Genomic DNA, 19944 nt, shown 5'->3' with positions numbered 1-19944 from the left:
TCTTACACGATTACAACCATCATCGGCCCCACACCGCCATCGGCAAGACCACGCCGATCACCCGGTTGAACAACCTGGCTGGACATCACAGCTAGCGACTGCTTGGCCGCGGCCAGGAGCTGCTCGGAGATCTCGGTTCCGGCGGTGGCGCGGGACAGGATCAGCGCGCCGACCATCATGCTGACCGCGGCCAGGTCCGGTTCGCCGTCGGTGCCCAGCAACCGGGCGTAGGCGGCGACGCCGTCGGCGTAGGACTGCCGGGCCGCCTCCCCGCCGGCCGCGCGCGCGACGTCACCGGCGAACCCGGCGGTCGGGCAGCCGACGCCGGCCGCGTCCCGGTGCTCCGCCGTCAGGTAGCCGTCGAGCAGGGCGGGATCCGCCTCCAGGCGGGCCGACTGCTCGGCGAAGGCGTACGCGATGGCCTCGGTGACCAGCGCTTCCTTCGACTCGAACTGCTTGTAGAAGCCGCCGTGGGTCAGCCCGGCGGCCGCGCTCACGTCGGCGACGCTGACTCCGGCGATGCCCTTCTCCCGGAACAGCCGGGCCGCCGTCGCGACGATCCGCTCCCGGTTCTCTTTCGCCTGCGCCTGCGATACCCGTCCCATGCGCTCAACTATAGATGGCGTGTGTCATCTATTACCTTGTGCGCTTTAGATGATGCTCGTAATCTAATTCGCATGGAACTCACCACCGCCGTAGCCGTCGTCACCGGAGCCAACCGGGGCCTCGGCCGCCACCTCGCCTCCCAGTTGCTGCAACGCGGCGCCAAGGTCTACGCCGCGGCCCGCGACGTGAACTCCGTCGACCTTCCCGGCGCGATCCCGCTGCGCCTCGACGTCACCGACCCCGAGTCGATCGCCGAAGCCGCCGCCGTCGCCGCGGACGCCACCCTCGTGATCAACAACGCCGGCTCCTCCACCGGGCAGCCGCTGCTCGGCGGCGACCTCGCGCTGATCCGCGCCGAGATGGAGACCAACTACTTCGGCCCGCTCGCCGTCACCGAGGCGTTCGCGCCGGTCATCGAGTCGAACGGCGGGGGAGCGGTGCTGAACGTGCTCTCCGTGCTGTCCTGGTACCACCCGGGCGCGCTCGGGTCGTACTCGGCGACGAAGGCCGCGGCGTGGGCGCTCACCAACGCGACCCGTGAACAGCTCGCCCCGAAGGGGATCACGGTGACCGCGCTGCACGTCGGCTACATGGACACCGACATGGCCGCGTCCGTCCCCGCCGACCAGAAGACCGATCCCGCCCTGGTCGCGAAACTCGCGCTGGACGCGGTGGCCACCGGCGCCCCGGAGATCCTAGGCGACGACCTCACCCGAACCGTCAAGTCCAACCTCGCCGCCTGAGACCCCCAACCCCCGCAAACCCCTCTTCCCGTACGCCCCCAAGCCCGCCCCACCCGGCATCCGCCCCGCCCCGGCCTCCGGGCGCCCCCGAACTTCCCACGCCCCTCCGTGACGGACGCGAGCCGAGCGCCCCGGCCCGGCCGGGACCCCGGGTCGCGTCTCGCCGAACCCCGGGGCGAGGTCGCCGACCGGGCGGGGCGGCTGCCCGCTCCGGAAGGTGTCCGGGGTATGGGCGCTCATCAGGGGCGGGGCGGGGCGGGCGCTGGGCGTACGGGAAGAGGCGGATTTAGGCTTGAAAAGTGGTGGGGATGGGTAAGCGCGCGGCATGTCGACCATCACCGATGCGGGTACCACTCAACTCGTCGTCGCCGCGGTGCTCGGCATCGCGGTCGTCGTCCTACTGATCGCGTGGGCGAAGTTCCACCCGTTCCTGGCGTTGATCCTCGGCAGCGCCGCGCTCGGCCTGGCCGCCGGCGCCGTCCCCGCGAAGATCGTCACGTCGTTCACCACGGGGCTGGGCAGTACGGTCGGCAGCGTCGGGGTGCTGATCGCGCTCGGTTCGATGATCGGGGCGCTGCTCACCGAGTCCGGTGGCGCGGACGGGATCGTCCAGCGGATCGTCGACGGCGTGTCCGGTTCGGCGCTGCCGTGGGCCATGGCCGGGGTCGCGGCGCTGGTCGGGCTGCCGCTGTTCTTCGAGATCGGCGTGGTGCTGCTGGTTCCGATCGTGCTGCTGGTCGCGCGCCGCACCGACATCGGGTTGTTGCGGGTCGGCATCCCGGCGCTGGCCGGCCTCTCCGTGCTGCACGGTCTGGTGCCGCCGCACCCGGGGCCGCTGGTCGCGATCGACAGCCTGCACGCCGATCTCGGGCTGACGCTGATGTTCGGCCTGATCTGCGCGATCCCGACGGTGATCGTCGCCGGTCCGCTCTTCGGTAACTTCATCGCCGCCCGGGTGCCGGTGGCCGTGCCGTCGCGGGAGGCGGTCGCGATCGGGACCGGCGGTTCGGCCGAGACCAAGGGCGTCACCGACCGTGACGAGGACGGTGTGCCGGACAGTGCCGAGGGGCGCCACCGCAACCCGGGGTTCTGGCCGGCGGTCCTGACCGTGCTGCTGCCGATCGTGCTGATGCTGGCCCGGGCCGTCGCCGAGCTCACCCTGGCCGAGGGCAACGACGTGCGGTCGGTCCTCGAAGTTCTCGGTACGCCGGTGGTCGCCCTGCTCTTCGGGGTGCTGCTGGCGATGTGGTCGCTCGGTCACCGGGCCGGGTTCGACCGCCGCGAGACGTCCTCCGTGGTCGGTGGGTCGCTGCCGCCGATCGCCGCGATCCTGTTGATCGTGGCCGCGGGCGGCGGGTTCAAGCAGGTGCTGGTCGACACCGGGGTCGGGAACGTGATCGCGGACGCGGCCAAGGACGCCAGCATCAACGCGCTGCTGCTGGGCTTCCTGGTCGCGGTCGGGATCCGGGTCGCGACCGGCTCGGCCACGGTCGCCACGATCACGGCGGCCGGCATCGTCGCGCCGCTCGCCGCCACGCTGGACAAGCCGACGGTGTCGCTGCTGGTGCTGGCGATCGGGTCCGGGTCGCTGTTCTTCTCGCACGTCAACGACGCCGGCTTCTGGCTGGTCAAGGAGTACTTCGGGATGACCGTCGGGCAGACCATCAAGACCTGGTCGGTGATGGAGACGATCATCTCGGTGGTCGGTTTCGCCTGCGTGATGCTCCTGAGCCTGGTCGTCTGAGGTTTTGCGGGTCGACCGCGACCACCCACGGACGCCGCCCTTGCGGTCTGAGCGTTCAGGGGCGCCCCGCGCCCCTGCTCAGACCGGAAGGGTCCCCGCGGGAGCGACGGTCCGGACCACAGCGGACGTGGGACATGAAGAAGGTGATCTTTCAGCGTCGTCTCTCGCGGCGCAGGACCGCGGTTGAGTAGCGGGCCGGCGTCAGGGCCCACTCGGCCGGGGCGAAACCGGCGGGCAGGTCCGGGCGGCGCCACGTCTCCGGCGGGTGGCCCGGCGGCAGCCAGGCACGACGCCAGATGCCCAGGGCGAGGTCGAGGTCGGCGAGCGACGGGGTGAGGCGGGCGCCGAGGTCGGTGCGCAGGTGCTCGGCCCACAAGCGGACTCGCAGGTCACGGACGAGATTGCCGGTGGTGACGAACGTCGAGGTGATCTCGCTGTCGGTGCCGACCATCGAGCGGCTGAAGAAGTTCGCCGAGCCGATGCTGGCGAAGACGTCATCGACCAGCATGAGTTTGGTGTGCACGGTCAGGTTGTCGATCCGGTACATCACCACGTTGCGGCGGTCGGTGGCGGGCAGGCGGTCCAGGACCCGCCGGCGCAGATCGTGGGTGATCACCGGGCGCACGGTGCTGCTGCCGCCGTCGGCCGGGTCCTTGCGGCCGGAGCCGACCAGGATGATCTTGACGCCGCGGCGGGCCGCCGACCGCAGGCCGTCGTAGAGCTGGAACCGGGGATCGCCGCCGGGCGCCTCGTGGAAGTACTGGTCCTCGAGGTAGATGTACTTCTCGGCCGCGCCGATCGCGGTGGCCATCGCGTGATAGACCTCCTGGATGCCGGCCCGGACCACGTTGGCCCGCCGCATCCGGTGCCACGCGCGGTGGCGGTAGAGACGCCACGGCCGGTAGGAACGGACCACCTGCACCGCGGTGCCCTCCGCAGGATGTTCCGGCTGCTCCGGCACGGGTGGCAGCGCGAGCGGCGCGTCCGGCGGGTTGATCACGGTGCGTTCGCCGGACATGAGGAAATGCCCCGGCGCGAGCGTCTTGGCGATGAACCGCGGCGGCAGAGCAGCGGTGTTCTGCCACCGGAACCGGAACGTCTCCCGGACCCGGACGGCCGCCGGCCCGTGCAGGCGCGCCGCCGCGTCGTGCCAGCCCCACCGGTGCACGCCGAGGCGCAGACGGCGATGCGGGTTGTGGTCGAAACGGCTCGGGGAAAGATCGAGACCACCGACGTACGCGGTGAGCACCCCGTCGTGGCTGAACACCACCAGCTTCTGGTGGTTGGAGCCGAGCAACGGACCGGACCAGTCCAGCAGCACCCGATCGTCCAGCGTCGGACCGGTGTCCCGGGTCGACGGCCGCCACGCCCGGATCACCCGCGCGGCCAGGGTGTTGGCCAGGAACGGGCCGACCGGCAGCCACGGCGAACCCCCGGAGTACTCGGCGGCGCTCAACACGATCCGCACGTCGACACCGTCCGCCGCCTTCTCGGCGAGCACGTCGGTGAACGGCCGGTAGCCCACCTCGCCGGCGCTGCGCCCGGTCAGGTCGAGCTGCGGGTCGGCCTGGTAGCCGGCGATGTAGACGGCGTCGCCGGGCGCGAGGGCGTCCATGTGCGCGGCCAGCTCGGTGAAGTAGGTGACACCGTCGATGATCGGCTCGAACCGGGAGTTCTCGGTGAAGGTCGGACAATCCTCGGTGGCCGGCGGCAGGTACCGCCCGATCAGATCGGTCAACGATGATGCAGGTGACATGCGGAGATTGAACCGGAAACCCGCGTGCTCGTTCTACCGGGCCCCTTCGCTCAGGGGCAGGTGTCGTCGATCGTCTGGCTGATCGTGGTGAAGTCGCCGTTCAGGAAGGCCTGCGGATCCGTCGCCGTGCTGGCCGCCGTCAAGCGTGCGGCGATCTGGTCGGCCGCGGTCTTCTGGGTGGGCACGTCGCTCTTCGCGCCGGCCTCGGTGACCTGGGTCGCCATCTCGCCGAAGGTCTTGCGCAGCCCGTCCTTGGCGGCGTCGTCGGTGCCGGTCGCGTAAGCCGCGGCCTTCACCGCGCCGTCGGTGAGGATCTTGTAGATCGCGGTGCACACGTATTTCGGCTGGCCGGCCGAGGCGGAGGGGATCGGCGCGACGCTGAACGGCGCGGAGACCGAGCCCGGGTCCACCTTGATCTCGCAGCCCGCGGCGAACGCGGCGACGGCGAGCAGGGTGACGGGCACGGTGATGCGACGGCGCAGCAGCGGCACGGCATTCCCCTTTCTCGATTCCAGTACGCGGCAGCATAGTTGGCCCCGCGACCTTTGGGCAGCTTAGAAGTTATCTACCGATGTGGCCAATCTTCATAAACGTGCCTTTATCGCCGGCATCGCGACCGTCCTGGCCGCGTCCGGTGGCACGGCCCACGCCGAGATCGTCTCGCCGAGCCCGGTGACCTCACCCTCCTTCAACGGCTCGGTGTACGCGGTGGCCTACCGCGGCAGCACCGTCTACGTCGGTGGGAGTTTCACCAAGGCGACCGCGGGTGGCCGCACCTTCGCACGTACCCGGCTGGCCGCGTTCGACTCGCGCACCGGAGCCCTGCTCGACTGGAAGCCGGCCGCGGACGCGAACGTCCGCGCGCTCGCCGTGAACGGTGACACGGTCTACGCCGCCGGTGACTTCGACCGGGTCAACGGCGAGACCCGGGACGCGATCGCCGGGCTGGGCGCGGCCGACGGTGTGCTCACCCCGCTGCGGCACACGATCCTGGGGCAGCCGAACGCGCTCGCCGCCGGGCACGGCCGGGTCTACCTGGGTGGGCGGATCACGGCGGTCGACGGGGTGCCGCGGGCCAACCTGGCCGCGTTCGACGCCGCCACCGGGGCGCTCGACCCGTGGGCGCCGGCGACCGACGACACCGTGCACGCGCTCGCGTCCGGAACTGATCGGATCTACCTGGGCGGCAGTTTCCACCGGACGAACGGGGCGCGCTCGACCCTGCGGCTCACCGCCGTCGACCCGGTCACCGGGGTGCTCGACCTCAGGTTCCTGCCGAGACCGGTGTCGCAGGTGTTCGCGCTGGCCGCCGCCGCCGACGGGGTGTACGCGGCACTCGGCGGGCTGGGTGGGCGGGCCGTGTCGTACACCCGGGACGGCGCCACCCGCTGGACCCGGGTCTTCGACGGCGACGCGCAGGCGATCACCGCGCTGGGCGGGACGATCTACGTCGGCGGCCACTTCGACAGCGCCTGCACCACCACGAACAACGGGGTCAAGGGCAGCTGCACGGACGGCTCGGTGAGTCGCGGGAAACTGGCCGCCGTCGACGAACAGGGCAACCTGCTGGCCTGGGCGCCGCAGGCCAACGGGGTGGCCGGCACCCGGTCGCTGGCCGCCAGCCCGGAGCTCGGGTCGGTCAGCGCGGTCGGTGACTTCACCGTGGTCGGCGGGCTGCCGCGGCGACGCTACGCCGAGTTCGGTGTCCTCCGGCTGGCCGAAAGTGTTCAGCTGCGGTCGGAATACGTGGCGTCGTACAACTTCGACACCACGATCATGGACGGCACGTTCGACGACGGATCGGGGCGCGGTCACCTGCTGCGGTTGGTCACCCGCAACGGCGGCGGACCGGAACTGATCGCCCACGGCCTCGGCCAGGCGCTGCGGTTCCCGGCGAAATGCACCGGCGCCGCCTGCCCGCGCATGGTCCTGCAGGGCGGATCGACCCCCGACCTCAACCCCGGGAACCGGCCCATCCGGTACGGCGCGGGAGTGCTCCTGACCCCGGCGGAGACGTCCCGCGGCGAGAACGTGCTGCAGAAGGGTTACTCCTCGGGCGGAGGCCAGTACAAGCTGCAGATCGACGGCATCTCCGGCAGGCCCAGTTGCGGCCTCGGGGACGGGAAGGTCCATCTGGCCCGCAGCCGCGTCTCCGTCGCCGACGGCAGCTGGCACAGCTTGGAGTGCCGGCGCAGCGGTCCGACGCTGTCCTTGCTGGTCGACGACGTACTGCAGGCCAGTGTGCCGGTGCCGGTCGGGCTCGCGGTCGACACCGACTCCCCGCTGACCGTCGGCGGCAAGGGCGTCGGCCCGGACAACGACCAGTTCCACGGCAGCCTCGACGACGTGTGGGTGCACATCGGATAGGTCTTGTCGTACGGGTCCGGTACCTTGCCCGCATGCCTGATCTCGACCGCCTGCTCCAGGCCGGTTCCCGTTACGTCCAGGACGACGTGACCTACGTCGTCGAGCCGCACCCGCTCGGCGTCCTCAAGCTGCCCACCGGCCGGCTCGCCGCCTTCGACCCGGGCGTCACCGACGAGGAGGACGAGCCGTTCTCCGTCACCCTGGCGCCGGGGGATTACCGGGTCACCGCGTGGGTCACGGTCCTGGAGAAGGAGGACCGGGAGTGGCAGCGGCGGGTCGCCGCGCTGCAACTGGTCGTTCGGGACGAGCCGGTCGTCTCGTGGGAGCTGGCGCTCGTCGACAGCGACGAGCCGGATCAGCTGGAGCCGGGCGAGTTCTTCGGCTACGGGGTGGACACCGGCGCCGGTGCGTTCGCCGACCTCGGCGTGTCCCGGCTTCTCGCCGAGTGGGACTCGGAGGACTTCGAGGAGGCGTTCGATCCCGACGAGTTCCCCGAGGAGCCGGTGCCCGGCCACTTCGACCAGGTCGTCGACGAGGACTCCGGGGCCAACGTGATCATGGTGGAGTCGGGATGGGGCGACGGTTACTACCCGACCTACGTGGGGCGCACCGAGTCGGGCGAGGTTGCCGCCTTCGTCACCGACTTCCTCGTCGTTCCCTGAGAGTGCACAGCGTGTGCCGGTCGGAGGTCCGGCACACGCTGTCTTCGCTCCGCCGGGGGTGGCGGGCGGCAATGCTCTCCGGGTCGTGGCGTGCGCGAGGTTGGGGTTCCGCCGGCCGGACGTAGCCGGTGGTCCCGCGCTGACCACGAATCCCGGTATCGAAGGTCATCGTTGCAGCCATGTTGCGTAGATGCAACATCCCCACCCCGATTGTTTCCACCGGTCACCGCCTGCCCCGTGACCGCACCCCCTGCGTCGAACCATCTCCGCCCGCCGGCCCGGTCCTCCGTGCGGGCGCGTCCGCCTGCCTCGTCGAGACATCTCTGGTCCCCGGCCGAGCGCGGCCGGCTGATTCCTCAGGTGTGCGACGAGCGCGTCGAAGCGCCCCCGCTGCCCAGCCCGGCGAGGCCGGCTGGGCGTGGGGTGTGTGACGAGCGGGGTGAAGCACCTCTGGTCGCCGTCGCGTGCTGGTGGACCGGGGCGGATCGCCCGGATCGGAGGCGACCGGCGGTGTCACGGGGCGGCGAGGGTTGCGGGTGGGGGTGGGCTCACGGCGTACCCGGGGAAGGGTTTTGTCCGGGGAACGTGCTCAGCAGGGAACTCATCCACGGCTGGGTGGGGACCGGGTCGGGGCCCATGACGCGCATCGCGCCGAGCACCGTGATCAGCATGCCCATGGCGAAGAAGTCGCGCACGTCCTCGGGGGAGGCGCCGGTCAGGTCGCGGACGGTCTGGTAGAGGTTGCCGTAACAGGTGCGAACGGCGTCGCCGACGACCGGGTCCTCGGCGGCGGCGTAGCCGTGCAGGAGGACGGCGAGGAGTTCGCGCTCGGCGAGCAGGTCGCTGTAGGCGAGGCCGAGGCTCTGCAGGGTCGGCTCGCGTCCGGCGGCGGCGCGCCACAGCGCTTCGATGCGCCCGCTGGCGTAGCGCAACGTGGCGAGGAAGAGTTCCTGCTTCGAGCCGAAGATGCGGATCACGTACGGCTGTGACACGCCGGACAGTCGCGCCACCTGGTCGGTGCTGGTGCCGGCATATCCGCCCTGGGCGAACGCGACGAGGGCGGCTTGGACGATCTGCTCCTGGCGTTCCGAGGCGGTGAGGCGGCTCCGAGTCATGTTGACAGGTTATCAGTTGATGCTTACCTTCTTGGTTATCAGTCGATAACAACTTCTTGGGGGAGTCGTGGCAACGCTCGCTGTGGAACGGCCGGCACAACGAAGAACCCGTCCGATCGCGGCCGTGCTCGCCGCCGTCGGCATCCCGACGTTCATGGTGTCGCTGGACAACCTGGTGGTCAGCACGGCGCTGCCGGTCATCCGCACCGAACTGCACGCGTCGATCACCGACCTGCAGTGGTTCGTCAACGCGTACACGCTGCCGTTCGCGGCGTTCCTGCTCACCGCGGCCGCGCTCGGCGACCGGCTCGGCCGGCGCCGGATGTTCATCGGCGGCATCATCGTCTTCACGCTCGCCTCCGCCGCGGCCGCGCTCAGCACCGAGGCCTGGCAGCTCACCGCGGCCCGGGCGATCCAGGGGCTGGGCGGCGCCGCGATCACGCCACTGGCACTGACCTTGCTGGCCCGGGCGGTGCCCGACAACTTCCGGAACGCGGCCGTCGGCATCTGGGGCGGCATCACCGGCCTCGGCGTCGCGGTCGGCCCGGTGGTCGGCGGCGCGGTCGTCGACGGTCTGCACTGGTCGTGGATCTTCTGGCTGAACGTTCCGGTCGGCGTGATCGCGGTGGTGCTGGCCGCCACCGTGCTCGACGAGAGCCGCGGCGACGGGCGCAAGCTCGACCCGCTCGGCCTGGTCCTCTCCGCCGGCGGGATGCTGCTGCTCATCTGGGGTGTCGTCGACGGGCCGGACCGCGGCTGGACCTCCGGGCGGGTGCCGGTCATGCTCGGCACCGCCGTCGTGCTGCTCGCCGGGTTCGTCGCCTGGCAGGCGCGCAACCCGGCCCCGATGCTGCCGCTGCGACTGTTCCGCGACCGCGGGTTCAGCCTGGTCAACGTGGTGACGCTGACGTTCTCGGCCGGCGCGTTCGGCTCGGTCTTCCTGCTCGCGCAGTTCTTCCAGGTGGTGCAGGGGCTGAGCCCGTTGCAGTCCGGCCTGCGGACGCTGCCGTGGACCGCGGCGCCGATGATCGTCGCGCCGCTGGCCGGCCTGTTCGCCGGTCGGATCGGCCAGCGAAACCTGATCTTCGCCGGTCAGGTGTTCCTGGCGGGCGGCCTGCTGTGGATGGCGCTCGGGCTGTCGCTGACCGCTTCCTACACCTCGCTGATCGGGGCCTTCGTGCTCGCCGGCATCGGCATGGGCCTGACCTTCGCCCCGGTCAGCACGATGGTCCTGGCCAGCGTCGACGTCGACTCCCAGGGCGTGGCGTCGGGCACCAACAACACCATTCGGGAGTTCGGGGTGGCGGCCGGCGTCGCGGCGCTCTCCTCGATCTTCAGCTCTCTCGGCGGGTTCACCAGCTTCGACTCGTTCATCGACGGTACGCGTCCGGCCGTGCTCACCGGGGCGGCGGTGATCGCGGTGGGGGCCGTGGTCGCGCTCGCCCTCCCGCGTCGCGCCTGATCCGGCGGCGCACGGCGGGATCCGCTGCCTGCGGGCCGGCCTTCCGGCTGGTCCGCACGGCGGCGGTCCACGCCCGTACGGGAAAAGGTCTTCAGATGTTGTGTTCGAGGTAGGCGGGCGCGCGCCAGCCCAGCATCGCCTCGGTCATCCGGATGGCGTCGTGAGCCGCGCGGACGTCGTGCACGCGCATGATCCGCGCCCCGCGCAGCAGGCTGAAGACGACGGTGGCGAGCGTGCCGGCGAGGCGTTCCTGCTGGGGCCGGCCGAGCGTCTCGCCGATGAAGTCCTTGTTGCTGAGCGCTGCCAGCATCGGGTAGCCGATGGCGGCGATCTCGTCGAGCCGGCGGGTCAGTTCGAGCGAGTGCAGCGTGTTCTTGTTCAGGTCGTGACCGGGATCGATGATGATCTGATCCGGTCGCACGCCGCGGGAGAGCGCAAGTTCGACCTTCTCCCGCAGGAACGCGGCGACCTCCAGCGTGACGTCCTGGTACCGCGGGCTCGGGTAGTGCGTGCGCGGCGCGGCCAGGCTGTGGCAGATGACCAGCTGGGCGTCGGTTCCGGCGACCACGTCGGCCATCGCCGGGTCCCGCAGCCCGGACGTGTCGTTGACGACCCCGGCCCCGTGCTTGATCACCTCGGCGGCGACCTCCGGCCGGAACGTGTCGACCGAGACGACGGCCAGATCCCGGGCGGCTTCGACGATCGGCAGGACCCGGTCGAGTTCCTCGGCGGCGGAGACCTCCGGCCCCGGCGCGAACGGCACCCCGCCGATGTCGATCCAGTCGGCGCCCTCGGACGCCGCGTGCTGGACCGCCGCGGTCGCCTTCTCCAGCGCGAACGTGCGGCCCTTGTCGTGGAACGAATCCGGCGTCCGGTTGACGATCGCCATCACGACGGCCTGGCGGGAGAAGTCGTAGGGCCGGCCGGCGATGACCCGGGCACTGTTGTCGCTCACAACGGGCGACCCTAACAGCGCTGGTCGGGGCGGGAACGTCAGACCGTGCCCGGGACCACCTCGGCCCGTGAGACCGTGGGCTGGTGAGCCTGTTGTCCGACCGCCGCGTCGGCACGAAGATCATGGTCGCGGTGCTGGTGGTGGCCCTGCTCAGCGTCACCGACGGACTGTTCGCGATGGGCAGCCTCGGCGCGACCAACGGCATGGTCAAAACCGGTTATCAGCACAGCCTCGAGTTGGAGGCGATCGGCAACCTGCGCAGCGCCGTCAACCGGGCCTGGCTGGCGGTCGACGACGACCTGCTGGCCACCGACGCGACCGCCCACGAGACCGCCGAGTCCGCACTGACCAAGGCCGAAGATCAGATTTCCCAGTACGCGTCCAAGTACGAAAGTTTCTCCCCCGACGCGGCCGCCGCGGCAGCGCTGACCGCGTTCCGGGCCGCCTGGGCCCAGTACCAGCAGGTGCTCACCGGCACCCTGCTGCCGCTGGCCGCGACCGGCAGCCGGGCCCGGATCACCGCCGTCCGGTCACAGCAGGTCACCCCGCCGATGACCGAGGTACGGGCGCGACTGACCAACCTGGCCGACCTGACCGTGGCCGCGACCGCGGCGCAGGAGGACAGTGCCGAGAGCCGCTACCAGTCGACCAAGTGGCGCGTGATGCTGATGCTGACGCTCAGCGCGTTGCTCGGTGTGGTGCTCGCGGTGGTGGTGAGCCGGATGATCGTACGGCCGCTGTCGGTTTGCGTGTCGGTGCTGGACCGGATCCGCGGCGGTGACCTGACCGCGCGCGCCGACGTGAGCGGCCGCGACGAGGTCGGGCAGATGGCCGACGCCCTCAACCACACCGCCGAGGCCATGGACCGGATGGTCGGGCGGGTGCGGAGCAGCGCGGACGTGCTCGCCTCCGCCTCCGAGGAGTTGTCGGCCGTCTCCGGGCAGCTGTCGGTCTCCGCGGAGGAGACGTCGGCTCAGGTCAGCACGGTGTCGGAATCGGCCGGGCGGGTCAGTGACGGCGTGCAGGCGGTCTCCGCCGGGGCCGACGAGATGGGCGTCTCGATCCGGGAGATCGCCAACAGTGCCAACGAGGCGGCCGGTGTCGCGGCCGAAGCGGCCCGGACGGCGGCCGAGACCAACACCAGCGTGTCCCGGCTCGGGGAGGCGTCGGCGCAGATCAGCACGGTGGTCGCACTGATCACGTCGATCGCCGAGCAGACCAACCTGCTCGCCCTGAACGCGACGATCGAAGCCGCCCGGGCCGGTGAGATGGGCAAGGGGTTCGCGGTGGTCGCGTCCGAGGTGAAGGACCTCGCGCAGGAGACCGCACGGGCCACGCAGGAGATCACCGCGCAGGTCGCGGCGATCCAGGTGGAGTCCGAGGGCGCGGTCGAGGCGATCCAGCGGATAGCGGCGGTGATCGCCACCATCAACGAGTACGCGACGACGATTGCCGCCGCCGTGGAGGAACAGACCGCCACGACCGCGGAGATCGCCCGCAGCGTCGGTCAGGCAGCGGAAGGATCGTCCGCGATCGCGGGGACGATCGCGGGGGTGGCGCAGGCGGCGCAGCAGGTCACGGCCGGAGCCACCGAGACGCAGCACACCGCGGCGGAACTGGCCCGGACCGCCTCCGAACTGCAGTCCACCGTCGCGGCCTACCGCACCTGACGGGCCGAGACCAGCTCGGTGACCCAGTTGACGGCGACCTGGGCCTGCTCGGCCGGTCCGCTGTGCAGCCCGTCCACGATCAGCCAGATGCGATCGGCCAGCAGGTCGTCCCCGCCGAACTCGGCCACCAGCCGGTCCACCAGCGCGCGACTGTCGGCCAGATACCCCCGCGCGACCCGAGCCGGCTCGTCGTCCGCACCCGGGAACTCGGTCAGATAGTTCCGGAACGCGCACCCGCGCCAGCCGGGCCGCCGCGTGTTCTCGGCGATCTCACTGACCAGTGCGATCAGCTGCCCGGCCGGCCCGTGCGCCCAGCGCAGCGCCTCCGCGGCGGCCTGTTCCCGTTCCCGGCGGGCGAGCCGCAGGTAGGCCGCGGCCAGCTCCGCCTTGCTCGGGAAGTGCCGGTAGAGCAGGTTTTTGCCGCACCCGGCGACCTCGACGACCTGGGCCATGCCGACCGCTCGGACGCCGTACCGGTAGAAGAGCCCGGCGGCCGCGGTGAGAATCGTGTCGCGGGTGCCCGGGACCGGCGTACGTGCCATGATCCCTAGACTAGAGGACTCCGACATTTAGGCGTCCCTCGGACAGTTCGCAGATTTCGTCCACGAGCTGAAGACCCTCGGCCCGATGCGCGAAGACCAGCACCGTACGCCCCGACGCCGCGTCCAGCAGATCCGCCATCAGCGCGTGCGCCCCCGCCTCGTCGATCCCCTCCGTCGGCTCGTCCAGGATCAGCAGCGCCGGGTCGGCCAGCAGTGCCCGCGCCGTCGCGAACCGCCGCCGCTGCCCACCCGACATGGTGCTGCCCCCGGTCCCGAGCCAGGTGTCCAGCCCCTGCGGCAGCCCGGCCAGCCACGATCCGAGCCCGACCCGCCGCAGAGCGGCGACAAGATCCGGATCGGTCGCCACCGGCGACGCGAGACGCAGATTTTCCCGTACGGTCGAGGCGAACACGTGTCCGGTCTCATCCCCGACGAGCACCACCCTCCCACCGACCCGGACGTGCCCGGCGCGCGGCGCGAGCAGCCCGCCGAGCACCGCGCCCAGCGTCGACTTGCCCGACCCGGAGCGGCCCGTCACCGCGACCTTCGCCCCGGGACGCAGGGTGAGGTCGAGGCCGTCGAGGGCCGGCTCACACGCCGGATCCCACCCCGCCACGAGTCCCGAAACGATCACCGCTCCGTCCGGAGTCGCGCCCGTCGTCGTTTCCGCCCGTCGCGCGGCTGTGGCCGCTTCGGATGTTCCCGCTGCCGTAGGGCGGCTCTCGGCGCCGGCCGCCACTCCGTCGACCGGGCCTTCCGCGGTCAGGGCGGCGACCCGGCGTTCGGCCCCGGCGGCCTGGCGGCGGGCGATCGCCGCGTCCGGCAGCGCCACCACCGACTCGCCGAGCGCGATCACGCCGAGCAGCACCACCGCGCTCCACTCCGCGGACACCCCGGCGCCCCCGAGCGCCAGCGCGGTCCCGGCCGCCGCCACCGCCCAGCCGAGATGGGCAACCCCCGCCGCCGACCCCGACATCCGCGCCGCCCGCGCCTCCAACTCCGCGAGGGTCCGGCTCCGCTCTTCCGGTACGCCGGAACGCCCGCCCCCAGCTCCCAGCTCCTCGACCCCGTCCACGGTCTCGACCATCGCGTCCCGCAGTGCCGCCCGCGCCACCCCGGTCGCCGCGTCCTGCCGGTCGACCTGCCACGACGCGACCATCGGGGCGACAACCCCGGAGATCAGCACGCCGAGCGCCAGCGCCCCCGCCACCCCGGGCACGATCCCGGCCGCCGCGGCCCCGGCGACCGCGACCACCACGCCCGCCGTGATCGCCGGCAGCCGGCCCCGGAGCAGCCCGTCCACCCGGGCGTCCACGTCGTCGACCAGCCGGGTCAGCAGATCCCCGCGCCGGTGCAGACGAGCCCCGGGCACCCGGGGGACCAGCTCGGCGTACACAGCCGCCCGGCGCCTCCCCAACTGCGCGAACGCCACGTCGTGCGCGACGAGCCGCTCCAGGTACCGCAGCAGCGGCCGCGCCACCGCACTCCCACGGACCAGCACCACCGCGGCGGAGAGCGTCAGCACCGGCGGCAGGCCGGCCGCCCGCACGAGCAGCCAGGCCGCCGACCCGGTCAGCAGAATCCCGCCGAGTACCGCACCCGCCCCGAGCGCAACCGCCACCCATCCCCGCCGCCACCAGGGGCTCGAGTCCGCTTCGGCACCCTCGGTCACGTCGTTCGCCACTGTCGCCGGCGGGTTTTCATCCGCCGGGAGCATCTCCATCACACGGCCGGCCGGGGCTTCCAGGTCGACGACGCGGTCGGCGGCCGCCAGCAGAGCCGGTCGGTGGGCCACCACCAGGACAGCGCAGCCGCGCTGGGCGAACTCCCGCAGCCGGGCTACCACCAAGCGTTCCGCCGCCGGGTCCAGATGTGCGGTGGGCTCGTCCAGCAGGAGCGTGACCACGGGGAGCGGACGCCGTTTGGGCCCGGGCTCGCCGCGCTGCGGCCGTTCGGCGGCGCGCCGGCTCAGGGCCGCGGCCCGCCCGGCCCGGTGCAGCAGCGCAGCCAGGGCCAGACGCTGCCGCTGACCGGCCGAGATGCCGTTGCCGTGCTCGCCGAGCGGCGTATCCGCACCGACCTCGCCGTCCAGCCCGACCATGTGCAGTGCGGACCGGATCTCGTCCGCGGTGGCGTCCGCCGCGAACGCCTCACCGACGGTCCGGGCGTGCGGCAGCGCCGGACGCTGCGACAGGTGGAACGCCCGCCCGACGGCGACCGCCCCCGACTCGGCCGGATGGATCCCCGCGAACACCCGCAGCGCCGTACTCTTCCCGGCGCCCGACGGCCCGCGCAGCGCCACGACCTCCCCGGCCCGGACCGCCAGCTCGTCCAGCCGCAGCGCCTCACCGCCCGCGCCGGGATAGGAAGCGCGCACCCCCGCCGCGAGGACTCCCCACCGGGCAGCCTCCGCGAGCGCCGCCCATTCCCCGCCCGGAGACTCGGCACACCGTTCCCGCTCGGCCGAACCCGGCTCCGCCGACATCCGGTCCGCAGTCTCAGCTGCGACTGCCCAGCCGGCGCTCGCGGTGGTTGTCGAGGCCAGGATCTCGTCGACGTCGGCTATCACGGCGGTGGCGTCGGTGGCGGCGTGGTAGCGCGCGGCCATCTCCCGCAACGGGCGGTAGACCTCGGGCGCCAGCAGGATCACGAGCAGCGCCGGGGCCAGCGACATCGAGCCGCCGGCCACGCGGATGCCGGCCTGGACCGCGACCAGCCCGACCGACAGGGTGCCGACCAGGTCGAGGGCGGTCGAGGAGAGGAACGCGACGCGGAGCACCCGCAGGGTGGCCCGGCGATGGCGGTCGCTCAGGTCGGCGATGACCGCGATCTGGCGTTCGGCACGCCCGTACATCTTGAGGGTTCCGAGACCGCGTACGACGTCGAGGAAGTGACCGGCCAGCCGGGCGTCGGCCGCCCATCGCTGCCGGGCACGCGCCTGCGTGGCCCAGCCGATCAGCGCACCGAGCAGCGGGATCAGCGGGAGTGTCAGGAGCGCGATCACCGCGGAGGCCGGATCGGCGAGGAGCATCACGGCGATCACCGCGGGTGGGAGCAGTACGCCGAGGACCAGCGACGGAAGGTACCCGGAGAACCACGGGCGCAGCGCGTCGAGCCCGGTGCCGAGCACCGTCGTGAGGCGGCCGGCGCCGTAGGACGCGACCCACGCCGGGCCGCGCCGGACGACCGCGGTCAGCAGCGAACGCCGCAGCTCGTCGGTGACGCGCGCGGCCGTCCGGCGGGCGGCGACCTGTTCGGCCCAGGAGAGCAGGCCCCGGGCGGCGAACGCCCCGGCCAGCAGTGCGATCGCCGGGGTACGTGGCCCGCCGAGGAAGAACGACGACGGGGCGACGATCCAGGTGAGCGCGACGGCAATGGCGAGCGTCGCCGCCGCTTGTCCGATCCCGATCACTGCGAGCAGCGCCACTCCGCCGCGCGAGCTGCGGGCGTGACGCAGCAGCTGCGGATCGATCGGCCCTCTCACGACGCGCCGCCCACCACCGCGCCCAGGACCGTCCTTCATAGGACTGCCGCCCGCAGGACCGTCTGCCATACGACCGTCACTCCCAGGACCGTGTGCTGTAGGACCGTGCGCTGTAGGACCGTGCGCTGTAGGACCGTGCGCGGTAGGACCGTGCGCGGTAGGACCGTGCGCTGTAGGACCGTCGACCGTAGGAGCGCCGCTCCCAGGACCGTCGGTACCGGGGCTGTCGGTCCCCGGAGCGGCCGGCACGCCGACGGCGGACGGCGGGACGTGGGCGGACGGGGACGGTGCTGATCCCGTACGGGAAAGGGGTTGGAAATGACCGGAAGTGAACCCGCCCGCCGGTGCGAAGCGCGCGGCGCCGAAGCCGAGCCGGCGCAGACCCGGGAGCGGAATCACGACGCGATCCGTTCGCTGGCGATGCGGCGCCGGAACACCCAGTACGACCAGGCCTGATAGGCGAGCACCCCGGGCAGGATGAGCACGCCGGCGATCGTGATCAGCCGAAGTGCGGACGGGCTGGCCGCGGCCTCGGCGCGGGTCAGCGACCACAGCGGGTCGAGGGTGCTGCGCAGCACGACCGACCCGTGCGCGGTGAAGACGGTGACCACCGCACCGGCGACGCCGGCCGCGACCGTGGTGAACGCGCTGCCCTCCCAGCCGCGGCGGGCGAGCATCCCGGCGACGAAGCAGACGACCGCGGCGACCAGCGTGATCCGGGAGCCGGTGGCGACGCCGGCGAGCAGCAGGCCGACCGTGCCGAGGTTCCCGCCGTTGCGGGCCAGCGACACTGCGCGGCGGCGGACCGGGCCGGTGGTGCGCAGGGCCAGGAAGGTCGCGCCGAGCAGCACCGTCGCGAGCAGCGCGCCGAGCGCCCCGAGCCCGGCGGCGGGGGTGAGGAGCGGAGAGAGGCTGCGGCTGAGTCCGTTTCCGATCACAGCGCCGTCGGCGTTGAGAGCGAGGCCGTGCACGAAGATGCCGAGTTGCGCGCCCCAGAGCAGCACCACGCCGGCGGACGAGCCGGAGAGGAGCCAGTCGCAGCGGCGGCGCCAGGCGGGGGAGTCGTGTTTGCCGCGGAACTCGAGGGCGACGCCGCGCACCGCGAGCAGCAGCAGGATGGCGACCATCGGCAGGTAGAGCGCCGAGAGCAGCACCGCGTACCAGTCGGGGAAGGCGGCGAACGTGACGCCGATCGCGGCGACCAGCCACACCTCGTTGCCGTCCCAGAACGGGCCGATGGTGCGGATCGCCGCGCCGCGCTCGTGCTCGTCGCGCCCGAGGAACGGGGCGAGCACGCCGACGCCGAAGTCGAAGCCCTCAAGGACGAAGTAGAGCACCCAGGCGAGGACGAGGATCGCGAACCAGAAGGTGATCATCTTTCCTGGACTCCTAGTAGGCGGGAACCGGCTCGGCGGCGGGTGCTCTGTCCGGAACCTCGGCCAGAGGCTTGCGGCTGAGGTGGACGACGAGCTTGTACCAGGCGACCGCGAGCAGCCCGTAGATCAGCGTGAACCCGGCCAGCGACGCGATGACCTCGGCGCCGGTGAGCCCGGGGGAGATGCCGTCGGAGACCTTGGAGATGCCGAACGCGAGCCACGGCTGCCGCGCGGTCTCGGTGAAGACCCAGCCGAACGTGTTCGCGGCGGCCGGCAGCAGTGGCGAGAGCAGCAGGATCCGCTTGATCCAGGTCGGCACGCCGGCGCCCATCTGCAGGAACTCGGGGAGCAAGGGGATCCGGAAGCGGCGGGAGGAGGACGAGGCCCAGAGGTAGTACGCCGCGAGGGCCATCCCGGCCACGCCGGCGCCGATCATCAGGCGGAACGTCCAGAACGCGACCGGGATCATCGGCACGTAGCTGCCTGGGCCGAACTGAGCGACATACTGCGCCTGGAGGTCGTCGATGCCCTGCACGGTTCCGTCGAACGAGCCGGTGCCCAGGAACGACAACAGGTGCGGGATCTCCACGGTGAGGAACGGCTTCTCGTGGCCGAGCTTGCCGAGCGCGAAGACCGAGAACGGCGCTCCGGTCGTCGTCTCGTAGAGCGCCTCGGCCGCGGCCATCTTCATCGGCTGCACCGCGGTCATCACCTTGCCGAGGTGGTCGCCGGTGATGGCGGTCATCGCGCCACCGATCAGCATCAGCCACGCGCCGAGCCGGGCGAGCGTGCGGAACGCGCCGTCGGCGGCGAGCCGCCACACCCCGATCGCCAGGAGCAGGCCGCCACCGGCCATCGCCGCCCCGGCCGTCGTGTGCGGGAAGGCGGCGAGCACCACTTCGTTGGTGAGCAGCTCACCGAAGCTGGTCAGGTGGGCCCGGCCGGTCTCCGCGTCCAATGCGTAGGCGACCGGGTTCTGCATGAAGGAATTGGCCGCAAGAATGATGTACGCCGAGAGCAGCGTCCCGACCGCGACGACGACGATCGTGGCGGCGTGCAGGCGGCGGGGCAGACGGCCCCACCCGAAGTACCACAACGCGAGGAACGTCGCCTCCAGGAAGAACGCGAGCATCCCCTCGATCGCGAGGGTCGGGCCGAACACGTCGCCGTAGAACTTGGCGAACGCGCTCCAGCCGAGCCCGAACTGGAACTCCTGCACCAGGCCGGTGACCACGCCGACCGCGAACGTGACGATCAGCAGCTTGCCGACGAACTTGGTCAGGTTCAGGAACCGCTCGGAGCCGGTGCGCATCCAGGTCAGGTGCAGACCGGCCGCGACCGCCGACAGGCTGATCGACAGCGGCACGAACAGGTAGTGATAGATCGTCACGACCGCGAACTGCAGCCGGGTCAGGTCGAGCACGTCCATCGGGTGTCCCCCTCTACGACTCTTCGTAGTAGA

General features: G+C 71.9%; 14 protein-coding genes and 1 pseudogene. 6 read left to right on the top strand and 9 right to left on the bottom strand.

Annotated elements, in window-relative coordinates; genetic code table 11:
- Positions 1-482: 482 nt before the first annotated feature.
- Positions 483-605 (bottom strand): annotated as a pseudogene (locus tag ACH442_RS44995) (TetR/AcrR family transcriptional regulator); the annotation flags it as partial.
- A 72-nt stretch (positions 606-677) separates the two neighbouring features.
- On the opposite strand from ACH442_RS44995, the gene ACH442_RS44990 reads away from it, so the two are divergent.
- Positions 678-1349: an SDR family oxidoreductase gene (locus ACH442_RS44990; RefSeq protein WP_396344328.1), complete on the top strand. Its 672-nt coding sequence runs from the start codon at positions 678-680 to the stop codon at positions 1347-1349.
- A gap of 325 nt (positions 1350-1674) precedes the next feature.
- The gene (locus ACH442_RS44985; protein ID WP_396344327.1) at positions 1675-3093 is read left to right on the top strand and encodes a GntP family permease; all 1419 of its coding nucleotides are present in this window, start codon (positions 1675-1677) and stop codon (positions 3091-3093) included.
- Between the two features lie 151 nt (positions 3094-3244).
- Here ACH442_RS44985 and ACH442_RS44980 read toward each other — a convergent pair whose 3' ends face one another.
- Both ACH442_RS44980 and ACH442_RS44975 read right to left on the bottom strand, forming a co-directional pair.
- Positions 3245-4849: a phosphatidylserine/phosphatidylglycerophosphate/cardiolipin synthase family protein gene (locus ACH442_RS44980; protein ID WP_396344326.1), complete on the bottom strand. Its 1605-nt coding sequence runs from the start codon at positions 4847-4849 to the stop codon at positions 3245-3247.
- A gap of 50 nt (positions 4850-4899) precedes the next feature.
- A complete protein-coding gene (locus ACH442_RS44975) occupies positions 4900-5340 on the bottom strand; it encodes a hypothetical protein (protein WP_396344325.1) in 441 nt (146 codons plus the stop codon).
- Between the two features lie 82 nt (positions 5341-5422).
- On the opposite strand from ACH442_RS44975, the gene ACH442_RS44970 reads away from it, so the two are divergent.
- Positions 5423-7216: a LamG domain-containing protein gene (locus ACH442_RS44970; protein WP_396344324.1), complete on the top strand. Its 1794-nt coding sequence runs from the start codon at positions 5423-5425 to the stop codon at positions 7214-7216.
- A gap of 32 nt (positions 7217-7248) precedes the next feature.
- The gene (locus tag ACH442_RS44965; protein WP_396344323.1) at positions 7249-7878 is read left to right on the top strand and encodes a DUF4241 domain-containing protein; all 630 of its coding nucleotides are present in this window, start codon (positions 7249-7251) and stop codon (positions 7876-7878) included.
- A gap of 548 nt (positions 7879-8426) precedes the next feature.
- Here the strand turns inward: ACH442_RS44965 and ACH442_RS44960 are convergent.
- Positions 8427-8993 (bottom strand): TetR/AcrR family transcriptional regulator, encoded by a 567-nt coding sequence (locus ACH442_RS44960; protein ID WP_396344322.1) that lies wholly within the window; start codon positions 8991-8993, stop codon positions 8427-8429.
- A 67-nt stretch (positions 8994-9060) separates the two neighbouring features.
- Between ACH442_RS44960 and ACH442_RS44955 the strand changes: the two genes are divergently transcribed.
- Complete coding sequence (locus tag ACH442_RS44955) at positions 9061-10455, top strand: DHA2 family efflux MFS transporter permease subunit (protein WP_396344321.1); 1395 nt, start codon at positions 9061-9063, stop codon at positions 10453-10455.
- A gap of 91 nt (positions 10456-10546) precedes the next feature.
- Here the strand turns inward: ACH442_RS44955 and folP are convergent, their stop codons facing one another.
- Positions 10547-11344 carry a dihydropteroate synthase gene (folP, locus tag ACH442_RS44950; protein WP_396344331.1) on the bottom strand — a complete coding sequence of 266 codons (798 nt, stop codon included), beginning with the start codon at positions 11342-11344 and terminating at the stop codon, positions 10547-10549.
- Between the two features lie 149 nt (positions 11345-11493).
- Between folP and ACH442_RS44945 the strand changes: the two genes are divergently transcribed.
- The gene (locus ACH442_RS44945; RefSeq protein WP_396344320.1) at positions 11494-13080 is read left to right on the top strand and encodes a methyl-accepting chemotaxis protein; all 1587 of its coding nucleotides are present in this window, start codon (positions 11494-11496) and stop codon (positions 13078-13080) included.
- Here the strand turns inward: ACH442_RS44945 and ACH442_RS44940 are convergent.
- From ACH442_RS44940 to ACH442_RS44925, 4 genes are all read right to left on the bottom strand, one after another.
- Positions 13068-13622 (bottom strand): TetR/AcrR family transcriptional regulator, encoded by a 555-nt coding sequence (locus ACH442_RS44940; RefSeq protein WP_396344319.1) that lies wholly within the window; start codon positions 13620-13622, stop codon positions 13068-13070. The two genes, ACH442_RS44945 and ACH442_RS44940, sit on opposite strands and share 13 nt — an antisense overlap.
- Before the next feature lie 10 nt (positions 13623-13632).
- A complete protein-coding gene (gene cydC, locus ACH442_RS44935; protein WP_396344318.1) occupies positions 13633-17106 on the bottom strand; it encodes a thiol reductant ABC exporter subunit CydC in 3474 nt (1157 codons plus the stop codon).
- A gap of 395 nt (positions 17107-17501) precedes the next feature.
- Positions 17502-18482 carry a cytochrome d ubiquinol oxidase subunit II gene (gene cydB, locus ACH442_RS44930; RefSeq protein ID WP_396344317.1) on the bottom strand — a complete coding sequence of 327 codons (981 nt, stop codon included), beginning with the start codon at positions 18480-18482 and terminating at the stop codon, positions 17502-17504.
- A gap of 13 nt (positions 18483-18495) precedes the next feature.
- The gene (locus tag ACH442_RS44925; protein WP_396344316.1) at positions 18496-19911 is read right to left on the bottom strand and encodes a cytochrome ubiquinol oxidase subunit I; all 1416 of its coding nucleotides are present in this window, start codon (positions 19909-19911) and stop codon (positions 18496-18498) included.
- Between the last annotated feature and the right edge of the window lie 33 nt (positions 19912-19944).

This window comes from Actinoplanes sp. NPDC020271, assembly GCF_044388125.1.
Taxonomy (GTDB): domain Bacteria; phylum Actinomycetota; class Actinomycetes; order Mycobacteriales; family Micromonosporaceae; genus Actinoplanes.
The sequence above is the reverse complement of the archived record's forward strand: the minus strand, read 5'-3'. Positions and strand labels throughout refer to the sequence as shown.

Excerpts from the sequence above, each read along its gene's own strand:
- ACH442_RS44990 (WP_396344328.1), top strand. The coding sequence starts at position 678 with ATGGAACTCACCACCGCCGTAGCCGTCGTCACCGGAGCCAACCGGGGC.
- ACH442_RS44985 (WP_396344327.1), top strand. The coding sequence starts at position 1,675 with ATGTCGACCATCACCGATGCGGGTACCACTCAACTCGTCGTCGCCGCG.
- ACH442_RS44980 (WP_396344326.1), bottom strand. The coding sequence starts at position 4,849 with ATGTCACCTGCATCATCGTTGACCGATCTGATCGGGCGGTACCTGCCG.
- ACH442_RS44965 (WP_396344323.1), top strand. The coding sequence starts at position 7,249 with ATGCCTGATCTCGACCGCCTGCTCCAGGCCGGTTCCCGTTACGTCCAG.
- ACH442_RS44960 (WP_396344322.1), bottom strand. The coding sequence starts at position 8,993 with ATGACTCGGAGCCGCCTCACCGCCTCGGAACGCCAGGAGCAGATCGTC.
- folP (WP_396344331.1), bottom strand. The coding sequence starts at position 11,344 with ATGGCGATCGTCAACCGGACGCCGGATTCGTTCCACGACAAGGGCCGC.
- ACH442_RS44940 (WP_396344319.1), bottom strand. The coding sequence starts at position 13,622 with ATGGCACGTACGCCGGTCCCGGGCACCCGCGACACGATTCTCACCGCG.
- cydB (WP_396344317.1), bottom strand. The coding sequence starts at position 18,482 with ATGATCACCTTCTGGTTCGCGATCCTCGTCCTCGCCTGGGTGCTCTAC.
- ACH442_RS44925 (WP_396344316.1), bottom strand. The coding sequence starts at position 19,911 with ATGGACGTGCTCGACCTGACCCGGCTGCAGTTCGCGGTCGTGACGATC.